This is a genomic window from Bradyrhizobium sp. WSM1253, from assembly GCF_000244935.1.
Taxonomy (GTDB): Bacteria; Pseudomonadota; Alphaproteobacteria; order Rhizobiales; family Xanthobacteraceae; genus Bradyrhizobium; species Bradyrhizobium canariense.
Window position 1 is genome coordinate 1,915,476 of record NZ_JH600073.1, and the last position, 18,429, is coordinate 1,933,904.

General features: G+C 64.1%; 19 protein-coding genes. 6 read left to right on the forward strand and 13 right to left on the reverse strand.

Annotated features, from left to right (window positions below; all coding sequences use genetic code 11):
- Positions 1-79 precede the first annotated feature (79 nt).
- The 5 genes from BRA1253DRAFT_RS10760 to BRA1253DRAFT_RS10780 all read right to left on the reverse strand — a co-directional run bounded on the left by BRA1253DRAFT_RS10760 (position 80) and on the right by BRA1253DRAFT_RS10780 (position 4,912).
- Positions 80-910, reverse strand: a complete 831-nt coding sequence (locus BRA1253DRAFT_RS10760; RefSeq protein ID WP_371261368.1) for an ABC transporter ATP-binding protein — start codon at positions 908-910, stop codon at positions 80-82.
- A 14-nt stretch (positions 911-924) separates the two neighbouring features.
- Positions 925-1,917 carry an ABC transporter substrate-binding protein gene (locus BRA1253DRAFT_RS10765; RefSeq protein ID WP_007593900.1) on the reverse strand — a complete coding sequence of 331 codons (993 nt, stop codon included), beginning with the start codon at positions 1,915-1,917 and terminating at the stop codon, positions 925-927.
- Between the two features lie 63 nt (positions 1,918-1,980).
- A complete protein-coding gene (locus BRA1253DRAFT_RS10770) occupies positions 1,981-2,790 on the reverse strand; it encodes an ABC transporter permease (RefSeq protein ID WP_007593901.1) in 810 nt (269 codons plus the stop codon).
- A gap of 342 nt (positions 2,791-3,132) precedes the next feature.
- Positions 3,133-3,792: a TetR/AcrR family transcriptional regulator gene (locus tag BRA1253DRAFT_RS10775; protein WP_007593902.1), complete on the reverse strand. Its 660-nt coding sequence runs from the start codon at positions 3,790-3,792 to the stop codon at positions 3,133-3,135.
- A 271-nt stretch (positions 3,793-4,063) separates the two neighbouring features.
- Positions 4,064-4,912, reverse strand: a complete 849-nt coding sequence (locus tag BRA1253DRAFT_RS10780; protein ID WP_007593903.1) for a VOC family protein — start codon at positions 4,910-4,912, stop codon at positions 4,064-4,066.
- Between the two features lie 210 nt (positions 4,913-5,122).
- Between BRA1253DRAFT_RS10780 and BRA1253DRAFT_RS10785 the strand changes: the two genes are divergently transcribed.
- Positions 5,123-6,016: a sugar kinase gene (locus tag BRA1253DRAFT_RS10785; RefSeq protein WP_007593904.1), complete on the forward strand. Its 894-nt coding sequence runs from the start codon at positions 5,123-5,125 to the stop codon at positions 6,014-6,016.
- A gap of 32 nt (positions 6,017-6,048) precedes the next feature.
- Entirely contained in the window at positions 6,049-6,957 is a 909-nt protein-coding gene (locus BRA1253DRAFT_RS10790) for a ribokinase (RefSeq protein WP_007593905.1), read from the forward strand.
- Between the two features lie 50 nt (positions 6,958-7,007).
- Here the strand turns inward: BRA1253DRAFT_RS10790 and BRA1253DRAFT_RS10795 are convergent, their stop codons facing one another.
- Positions 7,008-8,228 (reverse strand): NAD(P)/FAD-dependent oxidoreductase, encoded by a 1,221-nt coding sequence (locus tag BRA1253DRAFT_RS10795; protein ID WP_007593906.1) that lies wholly within the window; start codon positions 8,226-8,228, stop codon positions 7,008-7,010.
- Positions 8,229-8,453: 225 nt separating this feature from the next.
- On the opposite strand from BRA1253DRAFT_RS10795, the gene BRA1253DRAFT_RS10800 reads away from it, so the two are divergent.
- Positions 8,454-9,248 (forward strand): enoyl-CoA hydratase/isomerase family protein, encoded by a 795-nt coding sequence (locus BRA1253DRAFT_RS10800; RefSeq protein WP_007593907.1) that lies wholly within the window; start codon positions 8,454-8,456, stop codon positions 9,246-9,248.
- Positions 9,245-9,703 carry a histidine phosphatase family protein gene (locus BRA1253DRAFT_RS40435; RefSeq protein WP_007593909.1) on the forward strand — a complete coding sequence of 153 codons (459 nt, stop codon included), beginning with the start codon at positions 9,245-9,247 and terminating at the stop codon, positions 9,701-9,703. Before BRA1253DRAFT_RS10800 ends, BRA1253DRAFT_RS40435 begins: the two co-directional genes overlap by 4 nt.
- Before the next feature lie 105 nt (positions 9,704-9,808).
- Here BRA1253DRAFT_RS40435 and BRA1253DRAFT_RS10810 read toward each other — a convergent pair whose 3' ends face one another.
- The 4 genes from BRA1253DRAFT_RS10810 to BRA1253DRAFT_RS10825 all read right to left on the reverse strand — a co-directional run bounded on the left by BRA1253DRAFT_RS10810 (position 9,809) and on the right by BRA1253DRAFT_RS10825 (position 14,671).
- Positions 9,809-11,149, reverse strand: coding sequence for a TRAP transporter large permease (locus BRA1253DRAFT_RS10810; protein ID WP_007593913.1), 1,341 nt, complete (start codon positions 11,147-11,149; stop codon positions 9,809-9,811).
- Positions 11,146-11,727 carry a TRAP transporter small permease gene (locus BRA1253DRAFT_RS10815; RefSeq protein ID WP_007593915.1) on the reverse strand — a complete coding sequence of 194 codons (582 nt, stop codon included), beginning with the start codon at positions 11,725-11,727 and terminating at the stop codon, positions 11,146-11,148. Before BRA1253DRAFT_RS10815 ends, BRA1253DRAFT_RS10810 begins: the two co-directional genes overlap by 4 nt.
- A 168-nt stretch (positions 11,728-11,895) precedes the next feature.
- On the reverse strand, positions 11,896-12,891 hold the full coding sequence (locus BRA1253DRAFT_RS10820; RefSeq protein ID WP_007593917.1) for a TRAP transporter substrate-binding protein: 996 nt from the start codon (positions 12,889-12,891) through the stop codon (positions 11,896-11,898).
- A 61-nt stretch (positions 12,892-12,952) separates the two neighbouring features.
- Positions 12,953-14,671, reverse strand: coding sequence for an IlvD/Edd family dehydratase (locus tag BRA1253DRAFT_RS10825; RefSeq protein ID WP_007593919.1), 1,719 nt, complete (start codon positions 14,669-14,671; stop codon positions 12,953-12,955).
- Between the two features lie 175 nt (positions 14,672-14,846).
- Here BRA1253DRAFT_RS10825 and BRA1253DRAFT_RS10830 point away from each other — a divergent pair, with 175 nt between their 5' ends.
- Complete coding sequence (locus tag BRA1253DRAFT_RS10830) at positions 14,847-15,530, forward strand: GntR family transcriptional regulator (protein ID WP_007593921.1); 684 nt, start codon at positions 14,847-14,849, stop codon at positions 15,528-15,530.
- Between the two features lie 40 nt (positions 15,531-15,570).
- Here BRA1253DRAFT_RS10830 and BRA1253DRAFT_RS10835 read toward each other — a convergent pair whose 3' ends face one another.
- Positions 15,571-15,984, reverse strand: a complete 414-nt coding sequence (locus BRA1253DRAFT_RS10835; RefSeq protein ID WP_007593923.1) for a hypothetical protein — start codon at positions 15,982-15,984, stop codon at positions 15,571-15,573.
- On the reverse strand, positions 15,981-16,286 hold the full coding sequence (locus BRA1253DRAFT_RS43495) for a hypothetical protein (RefSeq protein ID WP_157158573.1): 306 nt from the start codon (positions 16,284-16,286) through the stop codon (positions 15,981-15,983). The genes BRA1253DRAFT_RS10835 and BRA1253DRAFT_RS43495 overlap by 4 nt, the downstream gene beginning before the upstream one ends.
- On the opposite strand from BRA1253DRAFT_RS43495, the gene BRA1253DRAFT_RS10840 reads away from it, so the two are divergent.
- Positions 16,285-17,556, forward strand: coding sequence for an MFS transporter (locus BRA1253DRAFT_RS10840; RefSeq protein ID WP_007593925.1), 1,272 nt, complete (start codon positions 16,285-16,287; stop codon positions 17,554-17,556). The genes BRA1253DRAFT_RS43495 and BRA1253DRAFT_RS10840 overlap by 2 nt on opposite strands.
- Positions 17,557-17,594: 38 nt before the next feature.
- Here BRA1253DRAFT_RS10840 and BRA1253DRAFT_RS10845 read toward each other — a convergent pair whose 3' ends face one another.
- Positions 17,595-18,419 (reverse strand): NAD(P)-dependent oxidoreductase, encoded by an 825-nt coding sequence (locus BRA1253DRAFT_RS10845; protein WP_007593926.1) that lies wholly within the window; start codon positions 18,417-18,419, stop codon positions 17,595-17,597.
- Between the last annotated feature and the right edge of the window lie 10 nt (positions 18,420-18,429).

Genomic DNA, 18,429 nt, shown 5'->3' on the forward strand with positions numbered 1-18,429 from the left:
CTCTCCCCAGCCCTCCCCCGCAGGCGGGGGAGGGAGCGCACCGTTCGCGCAGCAGAGGCCACGGGAAATCCCATCCGTCCTAATCCAACGTCCCTTGCGAGAAGAAATGCTTGCGGATCCGCTGCACCAGTTCGGTGAAAACAGGATCGGCCATCACGTCCAGCGAACGGGGCCGCGGCAGCGGCACGTCGTAGATCGCGGCGATCGCGCCGGGCCGCTCGGTCATCACCAGCACGCGATCGGCGAGGAACACGGCCTCGGGGATCGAGTGCGTGATCAACAGCACCGTCTTCCTGGTCTCGCGCTGGATCCGCATCAGCTCGACATTCATGCGCTCGCGCGTCAGCGCATCGAGCGCGCCGAACGGCTCGTCCATCAGCATGATCCGGGGATCATGCACCAGGGCGCGGCAGATCGAGGCGCGCTGCTGCATGCCGCCGGAGAGCTGCCACGGCAGCTTTTTCTCGAAGCCTTCGAGCCCGACCAGCTTCAACAGCGCCTTGGCCCGGTCGAGATATGTCTGCCGCGGCAGCCCCTTCATGTCGATCGGCAGCATGACGTTGGACAGGATGTTGCGCCACGGCAGCAGCAGCGCGTTCTGGAACACGATGCCGACATTGCCGTGCGGCGCCGTCACCTTCTCGCCCTCGACCAGGATCTCGCCCGTCGTCGGCGGCAGCAGCCCCGAGATCAGCTTGAGCAGCGTGGACTTTCCGCAGCCGGATGGGCCGACGACGACGAAGAACTCGCCGTCATTGATATGGAAGTCGAGCGGCCGCAACGACGGCACATCGCCGTCGCGCGTCCGGTAGGTCTTCGACACGCCTGAAAGCTTGATGCCCGACGCATCGCCGGCAGCCCGGTCGCTCACCAGTCTCAGATGCGCGGCCGGTTGCAGGGTTTCACTCATGTTCGTCGCAGGTTTCACGAACCGCTCTTCGGCAGATAGTCGTTGGTGTAGAACGCCTTCGGGTTCTCCTTGGCCTTGGCATCGAGCCCGCCATATTCGACCATCAGATTGACCGAGTCCGTCATGTTCTGGTCGGTGACCTGGAACGGGCGCTTGCCCTTGGTCTCAGGCGTCCGGTACAGCGGAATGGTCAGCTCAAAGCCCTGCGTCAGCGTGTCGATCTTGCCGCCCTTGGGGTTGGCATCGAGGATCGATTGCGCCGCGGCCTTCGGCTCCTTCTCGGCGGCTTCGACCGCCTTGGTCGTCGCCGACATGAAGCGGCGGACGAGGTCGGCATTGGCCTTCACATAATCAGTGTTGGCGATGATGCCCGACGAGACCATGTTGATGCCGTAGTCGGCGAACTTGATCGGATAGACGTCCTTGCCGGTGGCGTCCTTGATCTTCATCGACTGGTCCATGACGTAGCCGAGCAAGAGATCGGCCTGGCCGTTGATGACGGCGTTGAGCTTGGTCTGGCCATCGCCCGCCACCGTCTGGAAGTCGCTTTCCTTGAGGCCGGTCTTCTTCAGGAACAGCGGCCAGATCTGGGTCATGGAATCGGCCGGCGTGATCGCGACCGTCTTGCCCTTGATATCCTCGGGCTTCCTGATGTTCTTGTCGACGAAGCCCATCGCGGACATCGGGCTGGTCTGGAGCAGCACGCCGGTCGCAACCACTGGCGCACCCTTGATCGCGGCGCGCATCATGGTGGGCACGTCGACATAGCCGAAATCGGCGGTCTTGGCGGCCACCGCCTGCGTGGTCGCGGCCGAGCCGCGGCCTTCCTGGATCTCGAGGTCGATGCCTTCGGCGGCGTAGATGCCCTTGGCCTTGCCGTAATAGAACGGTGCGTGCTCGCCATAGACGTACCAGTTCAGCATCAGCACGACCTTGTCGGCCGCTTGCGCCGGCATGGCCGCGAACACCATCAGCGCCGCCGAGACAGCTCCTATCCATCGCTTCATCGTCACTCTCCCTTGTCGTTGTTTGCGTCGGCCGTTGGCGGCCGTTCGTTGCTTTGGTTGTCGTCAAGAGGCGAAAATCACGTCCTCGCGCTGGCTGACATGCCAGGGAATGACCAGCTTCTCGATCCGGTCCACGATCCAGAACAGGATGACGCCGAGCAGCGCGAGGATCACGAGCGCTGCGAACATCGTCGGCAGGTCGAAGGTGCCGATCGAGCGCTGCATCACATAGCCGATGCCGGAATTGGAGCCGACGAACTCGCCGACGACGGCGCCGACCACGGCCAGCGTCACCGACACTTTGAGGCCGGAGAAGATCGCCGGTAGCGCATGCGGCAGGTTCACCGCGCAAAACACCTGGAAGCGGCTGCCCTGCATGGCGCGGGCGAGATCGACCATATCTGGATCGACCGATTTGAAGCCCTGCACGGCGGAGACCACCACGGGGAAGAAGCCGAGCAGGAACGCGGAAATGACTTTGGGAATGATGCCGAAGCCGAACCACACCACGAACAGCGGCGCGATCGCGATCTTCGGCACGGACTGAGAAAACACCAGCAGGGGATAGACGTAGCTCTCCACGGTCTTGGATCCCGCGATCAGCATCGCGATGGGGATACCGAACAGCGCCGAGAGCGCGAAGCCGCAGACGGTCGCATAAGTCGTCGGCCAGGACTGGCGCAGCAGTTCCGGCCAATCGGTGCGCAGCACCGCAATGACATCGCCCGGCGACGGGATCTGATAGGCGGGAATCTTGAACAGCCGGATCGCGAGATCCCAGGCCACGACGATGAACACCAGGAACAAAAACGGCCGGATCCAGGCCGCATTCAGCATCTTGGACACCGCACTCTGCGGCTTCAGCTCAGCCACGTCTCACTCCCGGTCGTCTTGTTCGTTGGGCGAGAAATTAACCCGTTGGGTAAATACTGTCCAGCGGTTTTCCTGCGACGTTTTGGGCGGGGGTTCCGCAAGGTTTGGGCGGGGGATCGCGGCGGAACGTGCCGTCCCTCCAAACATTCGGTGTCGTCCTGGCGAAGGCCAGGACCCATAACCACAGGGTGAAGTTTGGCGAAGGCTGGTCGTTCGGGATTGGCACCACGCGCGATCGATGGATCACGCGGTATGGGTCCTGGCCTTCGCCAGGACGACGTTGGGGGTGCAGTCCGACTCCACAATTTCCATTATCGCAAGCAGCGATACGACGAAGTCGCGCTAAACCGTCTGCACCACCGCGGCGCGCGATTTCGGCGTCTTGGTCATAGCTAACAGTGCGGCCGACTGTCCGGTCAGCGCTGCCAGCACGAGGCCGACCATGTGGTCTAGCCGCTCGTCCTTGGCGTCCTTAGCCAGCAGATCGCGACCGAAGATCACGCTGAGCGTCGCCGAGTTCGAGAGATAGAAGAAGCACAGCCCCGCGATCGAGATGTAGAGCTGGACAGGATCGACCGCGACCTTGAAGTCGCCGCCGGACACACCGCGCCGCACCACGGTGCCGATCATTTCGACGAAGGGCGAGTGCATCGACTTGACCTTGGTCGAGCGCTTCAGGTGCTTTGCACGGGCGAGATTTTCGGTCTGGAGCAGCGACAGGAATTCCGGATTGCGCAGGAAATAATTCCAGGTGAACTCGATCAGGCGGCGGATCGCCTCGGGCGGATCGAGATGCTCGAGATCGAGCCCGCGCTCCTCGCTGCGGATCTTGTCGTAGGCGCCTTCGAGCACCGCGAGATAGAGCTCGTCCTTGTTGCCGACGTGATAGTAGAGCATCCGCTTGTTGGCGCCGGCGTTGGCCGCGATGCGGTCGACGCGCGCACCGGCGAGCCCGTGCGCCGAGAATTCCTGCTTGGCGGCTTCGAGAATGCGCAGCCGCATCCCCTCGGGATCGCGCTGCCATTTCAGAGTTCGCTTTGCCGCTGCTTTCGCCAAACCGGGTGCTCGCTGGATGCTTCAAGACGCATGTAACACGCGCGCGGCGGTTTGAGAACGATCTCGTGCCCCGGACGCAGCGCAGCGCTTCTTCAGCGGTGCGCTGCAGAGCCGGGGCCCATATCAATGAGAGGTCGCCGCCTTCTGGGTCCCGGCTCCGCGCAGCAATGCCAAGGGCGTTGCTGCGCGTCCGGGACACGACCGAGCGTTAGGCCCCTCACTCCACCGGCTTCGACGAGCGCTCCAGCAGGACCGTCTGGATGCCGCAGGTGCCGGTCCGCACCGTCATCACCCGCGTGCCCGGCTTGCGGCCGTTGCGCACGTCGCTGACGTCGAGGCCGGCGGCAATCAGGCGGGCGCGCGTGGCGTCGATGTCGGTCACCCGCCAGCTCAGGCCCCAGAGGCGGTCATGCAGGGGATCGCCGCCCGCGACGGGGCGGCGCACCAGCTCGACCACGAGATCGCCGCAGCGGAAGAACATCAGCTGGCCCCAATCCTGGTGCGAGCGGTCGAGCGCCAGATCGAGCCCGAGCCGCGCGCCATAAAGCGCGGCGGCGCCATCGGAATCCTCGGTCGTGATCACGACGTGGTCGAGCGCATCGATCGGCCCGATATCGGTCGCCGGCGAAAGCGGACGCTCATCAGCCAGTTCGAGGAAGAACATGCGCACGCCGCGCGTGAGCTCCGTAGCGGCGCGCGTCCGCTTCCAGTGCAGGGCCGCGCCGCTCTCCGCGTCGCTGCTTTCGACCTCGGCAACCGGATCCGGCTTGAGCGCCACCCGCTCCAGCCGCCGGTGCATTTTGCTCATGTCCGCGACACGAAAGCACAGGCTGGCGAGCACGCCTTCCTGGTCGCCGAGCAACGCGCGCATGCGGTCGGCGGTCACGCTGAAGCCGTTCGGCGCCATCAATTCGATCGTCATGTTGGCGAGAGTGAACAGCACCCGATCTGCGCCCTCGCCCGAATTCTGCCAGGCCGGCGCGCGCCCGAGCAGCGTCTGATAGGCCGCCCTGGCCGCACCGATATCCCTGACCAGTGCGACGACGTGATCGAGGCCGGTGATCATGCTACCCCCTGTTGAACGGCCCGGAACCGTGGACCGAGAGACGGCGTTTGTCCGGGCTTGGCATTGTCCGGTGATGGTCGTATTCCGGCCGCATGCCGACCTCAAGCACTCCGGGCGGCGGTTTTGCGAATAATTTCAGCGGTCCCGCGGCGGAACCGGTGTTACAGTAAGCGCGCCGGCCGGGACCACAAAGCGCATCACGGACAAGCAATGCAGGCTCTCTTCATCGGACAGACCTATATCGACGTCGTCTTCATCACCGACCACATGCCGACCGGCGACGAGAAGCACGTGGCCTCCGACTACGCGGTTTCCTTCGGCGGCAATGCGGTGACCGCGGCGTTCTGCTGCGCCAAGCTCGGCATCGTGCCCGATCTGATCGCGACCGCGGCCAATGACTGGCTCGGCCGCATGTTCATGGACATGTGCGCGAAATACGCGATCTCGCTGCATGGGCGGAAGGTCAACCAGTCCTCGCTGTCCTTCATCATGCCAAAGGACGGCAAGCGCGCCATCGTCCGCTGCCGCGACGACGACCACATCCATCCGTTCCCGATGCTCAATCTCGGCGGCTGCCGCGCGCTGCATGTCGACGGCCATCAGCCCGATGCCGCGATCCACTACGCAAAAGTCTGCCGCGAGGCCGGCATTCTGACCTCGCTCGACGGTGGCGGCCTTCGCACCAACACGCATGAGCTATTGGAATTCATCGACGTCGCGATCGTCGCCGAGCGCCTGTGCGAGCAGATGGACCTGACGCCGGAGAAGATGCTGGACTATCTCAAGAGCCGCGGCTGCAAGATCGGCGGCATCACCATGGGCGAGAAGGGCCTGCTCTGGTACGACGAGACTGGAACGGTGCAGGTGATGCCGGCGATGCCGATTCCGCGCGAGCGCGTGATCGACACCAACGGCGCCGGCGACGTCTTTCACGGCGCCTATGTCTATTCTTATCTCGCCCATCCCGGCAAAAGCTGGCGCGAGCATTTCGATTTTGCCCGGGCAGCCTCGACCTTCAAGATCCAACGCCTTGGCAACGAAGCCGGCCTACCGACGCTTGTCGACATCGCCAAGGTCAGGCACGAGTTCGAGGTCAGGGTCTAGCGTTCGCCGAGGTCTCTCATCTGAGGTTTCTTATGGGGCGCGTCTTCGTCGCCGGCAGCATCAACATGGATGTGGTGGCGACGGCCGATCGCCATCCCCGGGTCGGCGAGACCGTCGCCGGCAAGCAGGTGTTGTATTTTCCGGGTGGCAAGGGCGCCAACCAGGCGGTGGCGGCGTCGCGGCTTGGCGCGCGGACCACGCTGATCGGCCGGCTCGGCAAGGATTCGTTCGGCGGTGAGCTGAGGACGTTCCTCGGCGCGCAAGGCATCGATCTCGGCGCGATCCGCGAGACGGCCGAAGCGCACACCGGCACCGCCATCATCACGGTGGCGGAGGCCGACAACACCATCGTCGTCATTCCCGGCAGCAATGCGCTCGTCGGCGTCGATGACGTCGCGGGCGTCCCGCTGGCAAAGGGCGATGTCGCGGTCAGTCAATTCGAGATCCCGCTGCCGACGATTGCCGCGTTCTTTCAACGGGCTCGCGACACCGGCGCCACGACGCTGCTCAATCCGGCCCCGGCACAAACCATGTCGAGCGAATTGCTCGCGCTGGTCGACATCCTCGTGCTGAACGAGACCGAGCTCGGCCTCCTCGCCGGCGTGGAGTTGTCCGACAGTGACGAGGCCGCGCGGATCCTCGACGTCGCGCGAAAACTTCAGGCGCGCGAGGACCAGACCATCTGCGTCACGCTCGGCAAGCGTGGCGTGCTCGCGCTCGCCGGGCGCGAGGAGATTTCGGTGTCCGGCCGCGTGGTGAAGGCGATCGACACCACAGGCGCAGGCGATTGTTTTGTGGGAGCACTCGCGGCGCAACTTGCCGACGGCGTCGACTTGCGCGCGGCACTCGCCTTCGCCAATGCCGCCGCCTCGATCTCCGTGCAGCGCATGGGCGCGGGGCCGTCGATGCCGACAGCCGCGGAAGTCGGCGCGGTGGTGTAGACCGCGCGCTTCCTTCACCTCGCCCCGCAAGCGGGGCGAGGGAGAAGAGCTCACGCCAGCGCGCCCTTCAGGTCAAAACTTTCGTCGGCGGCCTGCTCCGGCGTGATCGAGCGATCCAGGCCGAACAGGCGGCGGCCGAACATGTGGTCGCCGGCACGGTTGATCGATTCGATGCCGAGCAGACTGTCCCCCTTGTAGCAGAACGCCGAGAACGCCTTCCTGGCGGGATCGCCGCGCAGCACGACGCGGTCGTAGCCGGTGGTGAGGCCAGCGATCTGGAGCTTGTCATCGCCCTGGTCGCTCCAGAACCAGGGATGGCTGTCATAGGCCTTACGGTCGCCAGTCAGCCGCGCCGCGAGGCAGCGCGCCTGATCAGTGGCATTCTGCACCGATTCCAGCCGCTGCGATCCGCCGAAGCGCGGGCTGTTGAACAGCGCGCAATCGCCGATCGCCGAGATATCGGGATCGGCCGTCGCGAGATATTCGTCGACAATGATACCGGCCGCGACCGGCAGCCCCGCCTCCGCCGCAAGCTCGATGTTCGGCAGCACGCCGACGCCGACCACAACGAGATCCGCCGGCAAATGCCTTCCGTCACTCAAGGAGACGCCGGTGACCTTGCCGTCCTCCGCCTCGATGGACGTTGCCTGCACGCCGAGGTGAATGCGGATGCCGGCCTCGCGATGCCGCGCCTGAAAATACTCCGAGACCTCCGCCGTCACCGCGCGCGCCATTACGCGGGGCGCGAGCTCGAGCACGTCGACCTCTAGCCCCTTGATCCGCGCGGTGGCCGCGAATTCGAGGCCGATAAAGCCCGCGCCGATCACCACGATCCGCGTCTTCGACGGCATGATCTGCCGCAGCGCCTCGCTGTCGTCGAGGATGCGCAGATATTTCACGTCCGGAAGGTTGGCATTGGGCAGATCGAGCAGCCGGTTGCGGGCGCCGGTCGCCAGCACGAGGTGGCCGTAGGGCAGCGTTTCGCCCGAGGCGAGCAGCACCTTGCGCCCCGCGCGGTCGATCGACACGGCGCGGCCCGCGACCAGCTCGATGGTCTGGTCCTGGTAGAATTTCTCCGGCCGGAACATCAGGCTCTCCGGCCCGGCCACGCCCTTGATATAGGCCTTGGACAGCGGCGGCCGCTGATAGGGCAGATGCGCCTCGTCGTTGATCAGGCAGATAGCAGCGGAAAAGCCCGCCTGGCGCAGGGATGCCGCGACCTGGTAGCCGCCATGGCCGGCACCGACAATGATCACCGGGCCATCGGTCATTGGACAGCCCATTTCCGCAAGACACGAGCGTCACCCATGTCGTCTCCTCTCTCGCTGATTTTGGCTTGCTTGCCCAGGAGGAGCCGGCGCTCGTGTCCGTCCCTGACGAAGGCAGGCCCATTTGAACCTATCGTTCCGGCTTGCGCAAGGGCGGCTGGCGGGGATTGTCACCCCTCGCCTTCTGCGATTTAGTCGCACGAACGATCTCATGCCGGGGATTCCAAGATGCCAGCTCCCATCTCTCAGCCCGACGATCCCGCCTTGTTGCGGATCGATGGCCCGATCGCGACCATCACGCTCAACCGGCCCGCGTCGTTCAATTCGATCAATCTGGCGATTGCACAAAAACTCGAACAGCTTGCGGCTTACATCGAGGGCGAGGATGGCATCAAGGTTTTGGTGATTGAGGGCGAAGGCCGCGCCTTCTCGGCCGGCGGCGATCTGCAGACGATCGGTGCCGCGGCCGAGGCCAATACGGTGACGCCTGTCGTCGGCGAGCTATTGAAGCACTATCATGCCTTCATCGAGATCATCCGGCGCATGCCGAAGGTCTCGCTGTCGAGCGTGCACGGCTCGGCGGCCGGCGCCGGCATGGGCCTCGCCTTCGTCACCGATCTCTGCATCGCCGCGGAGGATGCCAAATTCACGCCGGCCTATGCCAAGATCGGCGTGTCGCCGGACGGCGGCTCCACGGTCGGCATCGTCAACACGGTCGGCTCCCGCCGCGCGCTCCAGATTTTCCTGGCCGAGGACAATTTCACCGCGCAGCAGGCCCATGAATGGGGCCTCGTTGCGAAGCTCGTTCCCGCCGCCGAGCTGAAGGCGGCAACGCGAACCCTCGCCGAGCGGCTCGCACAGAACCCGCCGACCGCGATCGCGGGCACCAAATCGCTAGTCTACCAGGCCGCCACGACGCCAGTGAAGCAGCAGCTCGACGCCGAGGAGCACAAGATCATCATGGCGATGAACACGGAGGAGTTTCGCGCCGCCGTGAAGAAATTCACGAGCAAGTCGAAGTGACACCCGCCCGCAGTTTCTACGGCCTTCGTCATGGCGCGACCGACTGGAATCGCAAAGGGCTGTTCCAGGGCCGGACCGACAATCCGCTGAACGAGGACGGTCTGCGGCAGGCGCACCAGGCAGCGAGCATGTTGCGCGGTGCCGGCATCAGTCGCATCATCGCAAGCCCGCTGCTGCGCGCGGCGCGAACGGCCGAGATCATCGCGGACGCGATCGCGGTGCCGCTCACGATCGACGCCGGCATCATCGAGCTCGATTTCGGCAGCTTCGAAGGCCTCCCCGTCGGCGACCTCATGATCAAGCACGGCGTCACATCAGCGACAGGCCTTGTCTCGATCCTGCCCGCCGATGGCGAGAGGTGGAGGCCATGGCCGAGCGGTCGCTGGCTTGCGTCTCGGCATGGCTCGACCGTCATCCCGGCGACGATCTGCTGTTCGTTTGCCATGACGCGGTGATGCAGGGCGTGGCGAAGGAGCTTTGCGGCAATTACTTCAAGAACAGCCACGGGACGCCGTTCCGCTATCTGCACGAAGCCGGACAATGGCGCGTCGAGCAATTCGCTACCGCGGACAGATATAACCCGTCCCCGCCGGCGACTTGAAGCATCCGACCGATTCCGGCAGCACTTTCTGCGGCAGCCACAGCACCACACTCGGGAAGTAGATCGCAAACGCGATCGTCCCGAGGAACACCAGATAGATCGGCAACGCGGCGCGTAGCGCCTTTGCGAAACTGACGCCGACGAATTTCGAGGCCATCAGCAGCACCAGGCCATACGGCGGCGTGATCAGGCCGAAGGCGAGCGTGGCGATCAGCACCACGCCCATATGCACGGCGTTGATGTCGCCGGCCTCCGTCAGCGTGTTGACGAGCGGCATGAAGATGATGATGGTCGGCACCGGCTCGATGAAATCGCCGACGATCGTGAACAGCAGCACCATCAGCAGCATGATCAAATGCGGATCGTTGCCGGCGATCGAGGTGATGACTTCGGCGATGTAGCTTGCACCGCGCAAATAGGCGAGCATCCAGCCGAACGCATTGGCGGCGCCGATCGTGATCAGCGGCAGCGAGAAGATCAGGCCCGCAAGGCAGAAATCGTACGGAATCTTCCTGATATGGCCGCGGTTGAGCGCGGGGATCACGACCGCGACAATCCAGACCACCGCAACGACGCCGGCTTCCGTCGGCGTGAACCAGCCGGTCAGAATGCCGCCGAGCAGGATCACGGGAATCATCAGCGGTAGCGCCGCATCGCCGGCCGCGAACACCACCTGCCGCAGCGGCGCGCGCGGCTTGCGCAGGCCGGACGGGCCGAAGAAATAGCAATAGATCATCAACCCGAAGCCGATCATCAGGCCCGGCACGACGCCTGCCATGAACAGGCCGGCGATCGAGACGTTGCCGACGGCGCCATAGACCACGGCCGTGATGCTCGGCGGCACCAGCGCCGCAATCGTCGATGCGGATGCGATGATCGCGGCGATGAAGGCGGGCTCGTAGCCCTCGCGCTTCATCGGGCCGCCCAGCGCGCGGCTCATCACGGCGACGTCGGCGGTGGTCGAGCCCGACATTTCCGAGAAGAACATGCTGAAGACGACCACGACCTGGGACAGTCCGCCCCTGATATGCCCGACCAGTGACACAGAGAGGTTGGCTATCCGGACCACCACATTGGCCGAGCTCATGAGCTCGCCGACCAGCAGGAAGAAGGGGATCGCCAGTAGTGCCTCGGAATCGACGCCGTCGAAGATCTTCTGGATGATCGCGGCGAGCGAGACGTCCGACAGCAGCGCGCCGATGAAGACGCCGGCCATCAGCGAGAACGGCACGGGCACGCCGAGATAGCCGAAGGACAGGAAGCAGACCGTCATCAACGCCAGAACGATGGGTGCGCTCACGGCTGCGCCCTCATCTGCGCGTCGGTGATGACAGGCGCCCCGTCATCCTCTTCGGGCGGCTCGGGGTGGTCAAAGCCGTTGCGCACGCCGTTGACGAGCTGCTCGATGGTGAACAGGCCGATCAGCACGCCCGACAGCGGAATGATCGCGTAGAGCGAGGCGATCGGCGTGCCCGACGGCAGGCGAAAACTGCCGAAGCCGCGAAGATAGTTCTGATAGCCGTACACGATCAGGCAGAAGGCGACGCCAAGCACCACGATCCGGATGATGATCTCGACGATCAGACGCGGCGTGCCGTGCATCGCCTCGGAGATCGCGGTGAGATAGAGGTGGTCGTTGCGCCGCGTCGCAGCCGCTGTGCCGACGAAGATGGCGTAGATGAACAATGTCGAGGTCACTTCCTGGAGCCAGAGCCAGGGATGGCCGATGGTGCGGGTGACGATGTCGGCGGTCACCGACAGCGAGAAGCCGAAGCAGAGCACGCCGCAGAGGATCATCAGCGCGAGCTCGAGCCAGTCGAGCCCGCGCCATTTGAGGTGGCGTTGGCGTTGCACCAGCAGTTTTTCGGCGATGGGCATTGTTGCTCCCGGCTGCGGGTTTTCTGAACCTCTCCCGCTTGCGGGAGAGGTCGGCGCGAAGCGCCGGGTGAGGGCTCTCTCCTCATCGGGAGTCTCTCCGCGGAGACACCCTCTCCCCTACCCTCTCCCGCAGGCGAGAGAGGGAGCGCACCGTCTTTCGGCATCACGTCAATTGATCGAGCGGATCAAATCCTTGATCTTCTCGGCGTGCGGGCCGAGCTCCTTGGCGAGCTTGTCGAGATAGGGATCGGCGACCGCCGTGAAGCTCTTCTTGTCGACGTTGTCGACGATCTTCACGCCCATCTTCTTGAGCTTCTCCGCCGCGGTGCGTTCGAGGTCGAAGGCCTTCTGCGGCTCCTTGGAGCTGACCTCGTTCCCCGCCGCCTGCACCCAGCCCTTCTGCTCCGCCGACAGGCTCTGCCAGAGCTTGTCGGAGATGAACACCAGCGCGTTGTTGGCTTCGTGCTCGGTGATGTTCAGGACCGGCGCGACCTCGTAGTGCTTGTTGACGAGATAGACGTTGATGCTGTTTTCGGCGATGTCGACGACACCGGTCTGCAGGCTCGTGTAGACGCTGCCGAACGGCATGTGCACGGTCTGGGCGCCATAGGCCGGGAACATGGTGTCCTCGGTCGCGGTCGCCTGCACCCGGATCTTCAGGCCCTTGATGTCACCGACGTTATGGATCTCCTTCTTGGAGTACATGTGGCGCACGCCCTGCGAACCGGTCGCGATCACATGCAAACCCTGCGTGGTCTCGTCGATCATGGTCTTGAGCGCCGCGAACACTTTTGGATCGGCCAGGCCCTTGACCACGTGGTTCTCGTCGCGGAAGAGGAAGTGCAACGACATCACGCCCGCTTGCGGCGAGATCGTCGCGGTGTTCGCCGAGGAGATGATCGCAAATTCGACGTCGCCCGCTTTCACGAGCTGGAGCACCTGCGGCTCCTGCCCGAGCTGCGCGCCCGGATACTGGTCGATGATCATGGTGCCTTTGCTCAATTCCTTGAGCTTGTCGGCAAAGAGGTCGCCCGCGATCGAATAGCCGGTGTTGCGCGGCTGGTCATAGGCGAAGCGATAATGCTTCACCTCCTGTGCCGACGCGCTCGTTACGAAGAGAACAGCGGCCGTTGCCGCCAGCCCAAGCATGGATCGTGCAATCATCGTTTCCCCCTGTTTTATCGCTCGCCGCTTTAGCGGTCTAAGCGTTCGTTCGGGTGGTTGGTCACCCCTTATCCGTCTTCTTCCCAGTTCTCTGCATAAAATCGAAATCGCAGCCCTCGTCGGCCTGCATGATGGTCTCGTTGAACAGCCAGGCATAGCCGCGCCGCGCCTCGTCGGGAGCGGCTGCCGGCTTCAATAAGGCATGGCGCCGTTCCAGCTCGGCCGCATCGACCAGCAGCTCGATGCTGCGCTTGGCGACGTCGAGCCGAATCATGTCGCCGTTCTTCACCAGCGCCAGCGGCCCGCCGACGGCGGATTCCGGCGTGATGTGCAGCACGATGGTGCCGAACGCGGTGCCGCTCATACGCGCGTCGGAAATGCGCACCATGTCCTTGGTGCCGCCACGCGCGAGCTTCTTCGGGATCGGCAGATAGCCCGCCTCGGGCATGCCGGGCGCGCCCTTGGGCCCGGCATTGCGCAGCACCAGCACATCATCGGCGGTGACGTCGAGATCGGGATCGTCAACCCGCAGCGTCATATCCTCGACGGATTCGAACACCACGGCACGTCCGGTGTGCTGCAACAGTTTTGGGCTTGCAGCTGACTGCTTGATCACCGCGCCGCGCGGGGCGAGGTTACCGTGCAGGACGGCGAGGCCGCCTTCCTTCTTGATCGGATTGTCGCGCGCGCGGATCACGTCCTGGCCGGGTACGTGTTCCGCGTTGGCGGCGACATCGCGCAGGCTCTCGCCCGTGATGGTCTTCGCGTCGAGATCGACGAGGTCACCAAGCTGCGCCAGCAGTTTCGGCACGCCGCCGGCGTGATGGAAATGCTCCATGTAATGCTCGCCGGACGGCTTGAGATCGATCAGCACCGGCACCTCGCGGCCGATCTGGTCGAACACGCCGAGGTCGAGCCGGTGCGGCGAGCGATGTGCCATCGCGGTCAAATGAATCAGGCCGTTGGTCGAGCCGCCGATCGCCTGGAGCACGACTTGGGCATTCCTAAAAGATGCAGGCGTCAGCACCTCGCTCGGCTTCGGACCCTTGGTCTTGGCCATCTCGGCGGCCACCCTGCCGCTCGCTTCGGCGAGCCGAAAGCGCTCCGCATGCGGCGCGGGGATCGTCGCGCTCATCGGCAGCGACAGACCCATGGCCTCGATCATGCAGGCCATGGTGGAGGCCGTGCCCATCACCATGCAGGTGCCAACCGACGGCGCGAGACGGCCGTTGACCGCCTCGATCTCAATGTCATCCATTTCGCCGGCGCGATACTTGCCCCAGAGACGGCGGCAATCGGTGCAAGCGCCCAGCACCTCGCCCTTGTGATGACCAACCACCATGGGGCCAACGGGAATGACCACCGTCGGCAGATCGGCGCTGATTGCGGCCATCACCTGCGCCGGCAGTGTCTTGTCGCAGCCGCCGATGACGATCACCGAATCCATCGGCTGGGCGCGGATCATCTCCTCGGTGTCCATCGCCATCAGATTGCGCAGATACATCGAGGTCGGATGCGCAAAGCTCTCGGCGATCGAGATAGTCGGGAACACGAACGGCATCGCGCCCGACAGCATCACGCCGCGCTTGGCGGCCTCGATGATCTGCGGGACGTTGCCGTGGCAGGGATTGTAGTCGCTATAGGTGTTGGTGATGCCGACGATCGGGCGCTCCAGCGCGTCGTCGGAATAGCCCATGGCCTTGATGAACGCCTTGCGCAGGAACAGCGAGAAGCCGGCATCGCCATAGCTTGTCAGCCCTTTGCGCAACCCACTCGTCATCATACCGCTCCCATTACCGGGTCATTGTCGTACAGCCTGCCCCTTGATTGTCAATAAGACAGACGTCAAACCTGCTATTTTGGCCGTCGACGCCCCGGTGATGACCAGATTATTGACAATCCAAGCCTTCCCTGCTCCACAGGACGGACCGGCCGAGCGCCGGGAGGCCGAGGGCATGTCCGACACTCACACCGCAGATGCCACGATGGTCCGGCGCGACGATCCGGACGACATCGTCGCGCGGCTCGAGGAGGACATCATCTTCGGCCGCCTCGCGCCCGGCGCGCGTCTGACCGAGGACGCGCTGATGTCGGCTTACGGCACCTCGCGGCACTTCGTGCGCCAGGCGCTGGTGGATGCGCAGCGCCGCGGCATCGTCCGCCGCGAGAAGAATGTCGGCGCCACCGTGCGGTTCTACTCGGCCGAAGAGGTCCGGCAGATCTACGAGGTCCGGGAGATGCTGACCCGGCAGGCGGCGCTGATGATCCCCCTGCCCGCACCGCAAGGCCTGATCGACGAGCTCTCTGCATTGCAGCGGCAATATTGCGCGAAGGCAGAGGTGCGGGATCTGCGCGGCATCCATGAAGCCAATGACGCCTTCCACCTCGCGCTGTTCACGGCCTGCGGCAATCCATATCTGGTGCGCTCGCTGCAGGACTACATGAACCTGACGCTGCCGATGCGTGCCAAGAATCTCGCCGACCGAGACGGCCTCGCGCAATCACGGCGCCAGCACGAGCTGATGATCGAGCTGTTGAAAGGCCGCGACAGCTGGGCGCTGGCCCAGCTCTGCGTCGATCATATGCAGTTCAGCAAGAAGGATTATCTGGCGCGGATTGCGGGTGAGGCCGAGCGCTAGCGCGTGCGCCCGTTAGGCCATGGCAAGCCAAGTCGCAGGTTCAGTACCGTCTTAGCAGGCCGCGCTCCACGCTGGTATCACCATAGTCGGCGCAGGCCGCTTTCGGGTCGTTGATCAACTGCGCTCGGATGCGCCTGAACGTTTTGGCGGCCGCGTCGGACACCTCGATGCGGAATTTACCGGCATCGTAGTTTTCGCCGTCGCGGGCCTTGATGGCTGCCGCATAGGCGTCGATCATCGCCATCGCGGCATCCGTGCTGCCGAGAAGTCGGGCGCCGAGCTGGACACTGCCGGCACCATTGACCTCGTAGCCGACGCATCGTTGTTCGAGCACCGCGGACGCGGTGACGAGCTGGTCGAGAAACGTCGCCTCGGCGTCGCTGAGCATCGCGGCTCGCGCCGGGGCCGACATGATCAGCGCGAGCAGTACGACGGCTGGCAATTTGATTTTCATTGTTCTGACTCTCGCCGCCGCAATCGAACCGTGATCGCGGCACCGGCTGCCGAAATGCGATCGCGCAGATCGAGAACCAAATGCCGAAGGCAAGGTTGACCTGGATCAATGGGCAGGGCGGCCAAGCCAAAGCTCGGCCCCCGCATGCGCTCGTCCTCAATGAACCGGGGCACCGCGTCGTGATGGACATCAAAACCTTTTGTCAACCCATCGAAATAGCGCGCCGTCGGAAATAGATAGGACCGGCGTCCAGCCGCGAATCGCACGTTCTTCCCCGTATTCCCTCCCGAATGAAATGCCATGACCGAACAAACCCTGACCGAGCCGATCGTCGAGTCGCAGGAGCGATCCCGCGGTTTTACGTGCTACCAGACGATCCTCGTTGCGCTGCTGGCGCTGGTCCAGTTCACGATCATCATCGATTTCATGATCATGTCGCCGCTCGGCGCCATCATGATGCCGGCGCTCGATATTTCGGCCGCTCAGTTCGGCGTGGCGGTCTCGGCCTATGCGTTCAGCGCGGGAATTTCCGGCATCCTGGCGGCCGGCTTCGCCGACCGGTTCGACCGCAAACGGCTGCTGTTGTTCTTCTACGCCGGCTTCACCCTCGGCACGGCGCTGTGCGCGATCGCGCCCAACTATCATCTGTTGCTGCTGGGGCGGATCGTGACCGGCCTGTTCGGCGGCGTGATCGGCTCGGTCGTGCTCGCCATCGTCACCGATCTGTTCACGCTGCAATTGCGCGGCCGCGTCATGGGTTTCGTGCAAACCGCCTTCGCTGCAAGCCAGGTGCTGGGCATCCCAGCCGGCCTTTTCCTCGCCAACCAGTGGAACTGGCACGTCGCGTTCGGCGCGCTGGTCGGCCTGTCGGTGATCGGGATGATCGCCGTGATGCTCCTGATGAAGCCGGTGAACGGCCATCTCGGGCTGAAGCAGGATCGAAACCCGTTCCGGCATCTGATCGCAACGGTCTCTCAGCCGCGTTATTGGATGGCGTTCTCGGTGACGACCCTGCTGGCGACCGGCGGCTACATGCTGATGCCGTTCGGCAGCGCCTACACCGTGCACAATCTCGGCATCGACATCGTGCATCTGCCGACGATCTATCTCGTCTCCGGCCTGTTCAGCATTGTCATCGGCCCGCTGGTGGGACGCGCGAGCGATGCCTTCGGCAAATACCCGACCTTCGTCTTCGGCAGCGCGATGTCCATCGTCATGGTGCTGATCTACACCCATCTCGGCGAGGTGAGCCTGACGGTCGCGATCCTGGTCAACGTCCTGATGTTCGTCGGCATCTTCTCCCGCATGATTCCGTCGCAGGCGCTGATTTCCGCAATCCCCGAGCCGGCGCAACGCGGCTCCTTCAGCGCGGTCGGCGCGTCGCTGCAGCAGCTCTCCGGCGGGCTCGGCTCCGTGCTCGCCGCCGCGCTGATCGCGCAGGATCCCGACGGTACGCTCCGGCACTTCGACCGGCTGGGATACGTCGTCGTGACGACGGCCGTGATTTCCCTGATCCTGATGTACTTTGTGCAGCGGCCCATCGCGGCCCAGGCCGGCAAACGCGTTGTCTAGGGCGTCGTTTCCGACGCCCTGGATTTGCGAATGCGCTCCTACCGCTTATTCCAATCGATGATGCGACTTGTGTCGCCGTCGAACTCGTTGCTGCAGAACGCGCCGCCCTGATAGTGATCGCCGACCGGATCTGGCTTCAGCTTGGCCTGCTCGGCCATCGCATGTGCCACGTGGTCCTCGGAGCGCCCCGTCGGACGGTAGCCGAACTCGTAGGCGCGGTGGTTGTCCCACCAGGCGCGCTCGTTCAGGGACACGCCGTAGAAGATCTCGAAATGAATGTCGGGATGCTCGAGCCCGATCTGGCAGAGCTGCACCAGATCTTCCGGCTTCAGCCAGATCGAGATCCGGCGAAGGTCCAGGGGCACGTCGCCGAAATTGCCAATGCGAAGGCAAGTCACCTTCAAGCCGTGCTTGTCGGCATAGAGCGCCCCGACCGCTTCGCCGAACACCTTGCTGACGCCATAGCGGCCGTCGGGGCGCGGGGTCACGTCGGTGCCGATCTTGTGGTGGCGCGGATAGAATCCGACGGCATGGTTCGAGGAGGCAAACACCACGCGCTTGACGCCCTTGCGATATGCAGCCTCGAACAGATTGTAGCCGCCGATGATGTTGGCCTGGAGGATGTCGTTCCAGGGACCTTCGACCGAATAGCCGCCGAAATGGATGATGCCGTCGACGCCCTCGCAGATCGCCTCGCACTGCGCCAGGTCAGAGAGATCCGCCGCCTTGAATTCCTCGTTCGCGCCGAGGTCCTTCGGCGGGCGGATATCAGAGAGCAGCAGGTCCGGATAGATCGGCGGCAGCAGTTTCCGCAGACGCGTTCCGATCCCGCCCGAAGCTCCCGTCATCAAGATACGCGGCATGTCTTTCCTC

Excerpts from the sequence above, each read along its gene's own strand:
- BRA1253DRAFT_RS10830 (WP_007593921.1), top strand. The coding sequence starts at position 14,847 with ATGTCCGACACTCACACCGCAGATGCCACGATGGTCCGGCGCGACGAT.
- BRA1253DRAFT_RS10775 (WP_007593902.1), bottom strand. The coding sequence starts at position 3,792 with ATGCGGCTGCGCATTCTCGAAGCCGCCAAGCAGGAATTCTCGGCGCAC.
- BRA1253DRAFT_RS10820 (WP_007593917.1), bottom strand. The coding sequence starts at position 12,891 with ATGATTGCACGATCCATGCTTGGGCTGGCGGCAACGGCCGCTGTTCTC.
- BRA1253DRAFT_RS10815 (WP_007593915.1), bottom strand. The coding sequence starts at position 11,727 with ATGCCCATCGCCGAAAAACTGCTGGTGCAACGCCAACGCCACCTCAAA.
- BRA1253DRAFT_RS10845 (WP_007593926.1), bottom strand. The coding sequence starts at position 18,419 with ATGCCGCGTATCTTGATGACGGGAGCTTCGGGCGGGATCGGAACGCGT.
- BRA1253DRAFT_RS10835 (WP_007593923.1), bottom strand. The coding sequence starts at position 15,984 with ATGAAAATCAAATTGCCAGCCGTCGTACTGCTCGCGCTGATCATGTCG.
- BRA1253DRAFT_RS43495 (WP_157158573.1), bottom strand. The coding sequence starts at position 16,286 with ATGGCATTTCATTCGGGAGGGAATACGGGGAAGAACGTGCGATTCGCG.
- BRA1253DRAFT_RS10790 (WP_007593905.1), top strand. The coding sequence starts at position 6,049 with ATGGGGCGCGTCTTCGTCGCCGGCAGCATCAACATGGATGTGGTGGCG.
- BRA1253DRAFT_RS10780 (WP_007593903.1), bottom strand. The coding sequence starts at position 4,912 with ATGATCACCGGCCTCGATCACGTCGTCGCACTGGTCAGGGATATCGGT.
- BRA1253DRAFT_RS10825 (WP_007593919.1), bottom strand. The coding sequence starts at position 14,671 with ATGACGAGTGGGTTGCGCAAAGGGCTGACAAGCTATGGCGATGCCGGC.
- BRA1253DRAFT_RS10840 (WP_007593925.1), top strand. The coding sequence starts at position 16,285 with ATGACCGAACAAACCCTGACCGAGCCGATCGTCGAGTCGCAGGAGCGA.
- BRA1253DRAFT_RS10795 (WP_007593906.1), bottom strand. The coding sequence starts at position 8,228 with ATGACCGATGGCCCGGTGATCATTGTCGGTGCCGGCCATGGCGGCTAC.
- BRA1253DRAFT_RS10765 (WP_007593900.1), bottom strand. The coding sequence starts at position 1,917 with ATGAAGCGATGGATAGGAGCTGTCTCGGCGGCGCTGATGGTGTTCGCG.
- BRA1253DRAFT_RS10800 (WP_007593907.1), top strand. The coding sequence starts at position 8,454 with ATGCCAGCTCCCATCTCTCAGCCCGACGATCCCGCCTTGTTGCGGATC.
- BRA1253DRAFT_RS10760 (WP_371261368.1), bottom strand. The coding sequence starts at position 910 with ATGAGTGAAACCCTGCAACCGGCCGCGCATCTGAGACTGGTGAGCGAC.
- BRA1253DRAFT_RS10785 (WP_007593904.1), top strand. The coding sequence starts at position 5,123 with ATGCAGGCTCTCTTCATCGGACAGACCTATATCGACGTCGTCTTCATC.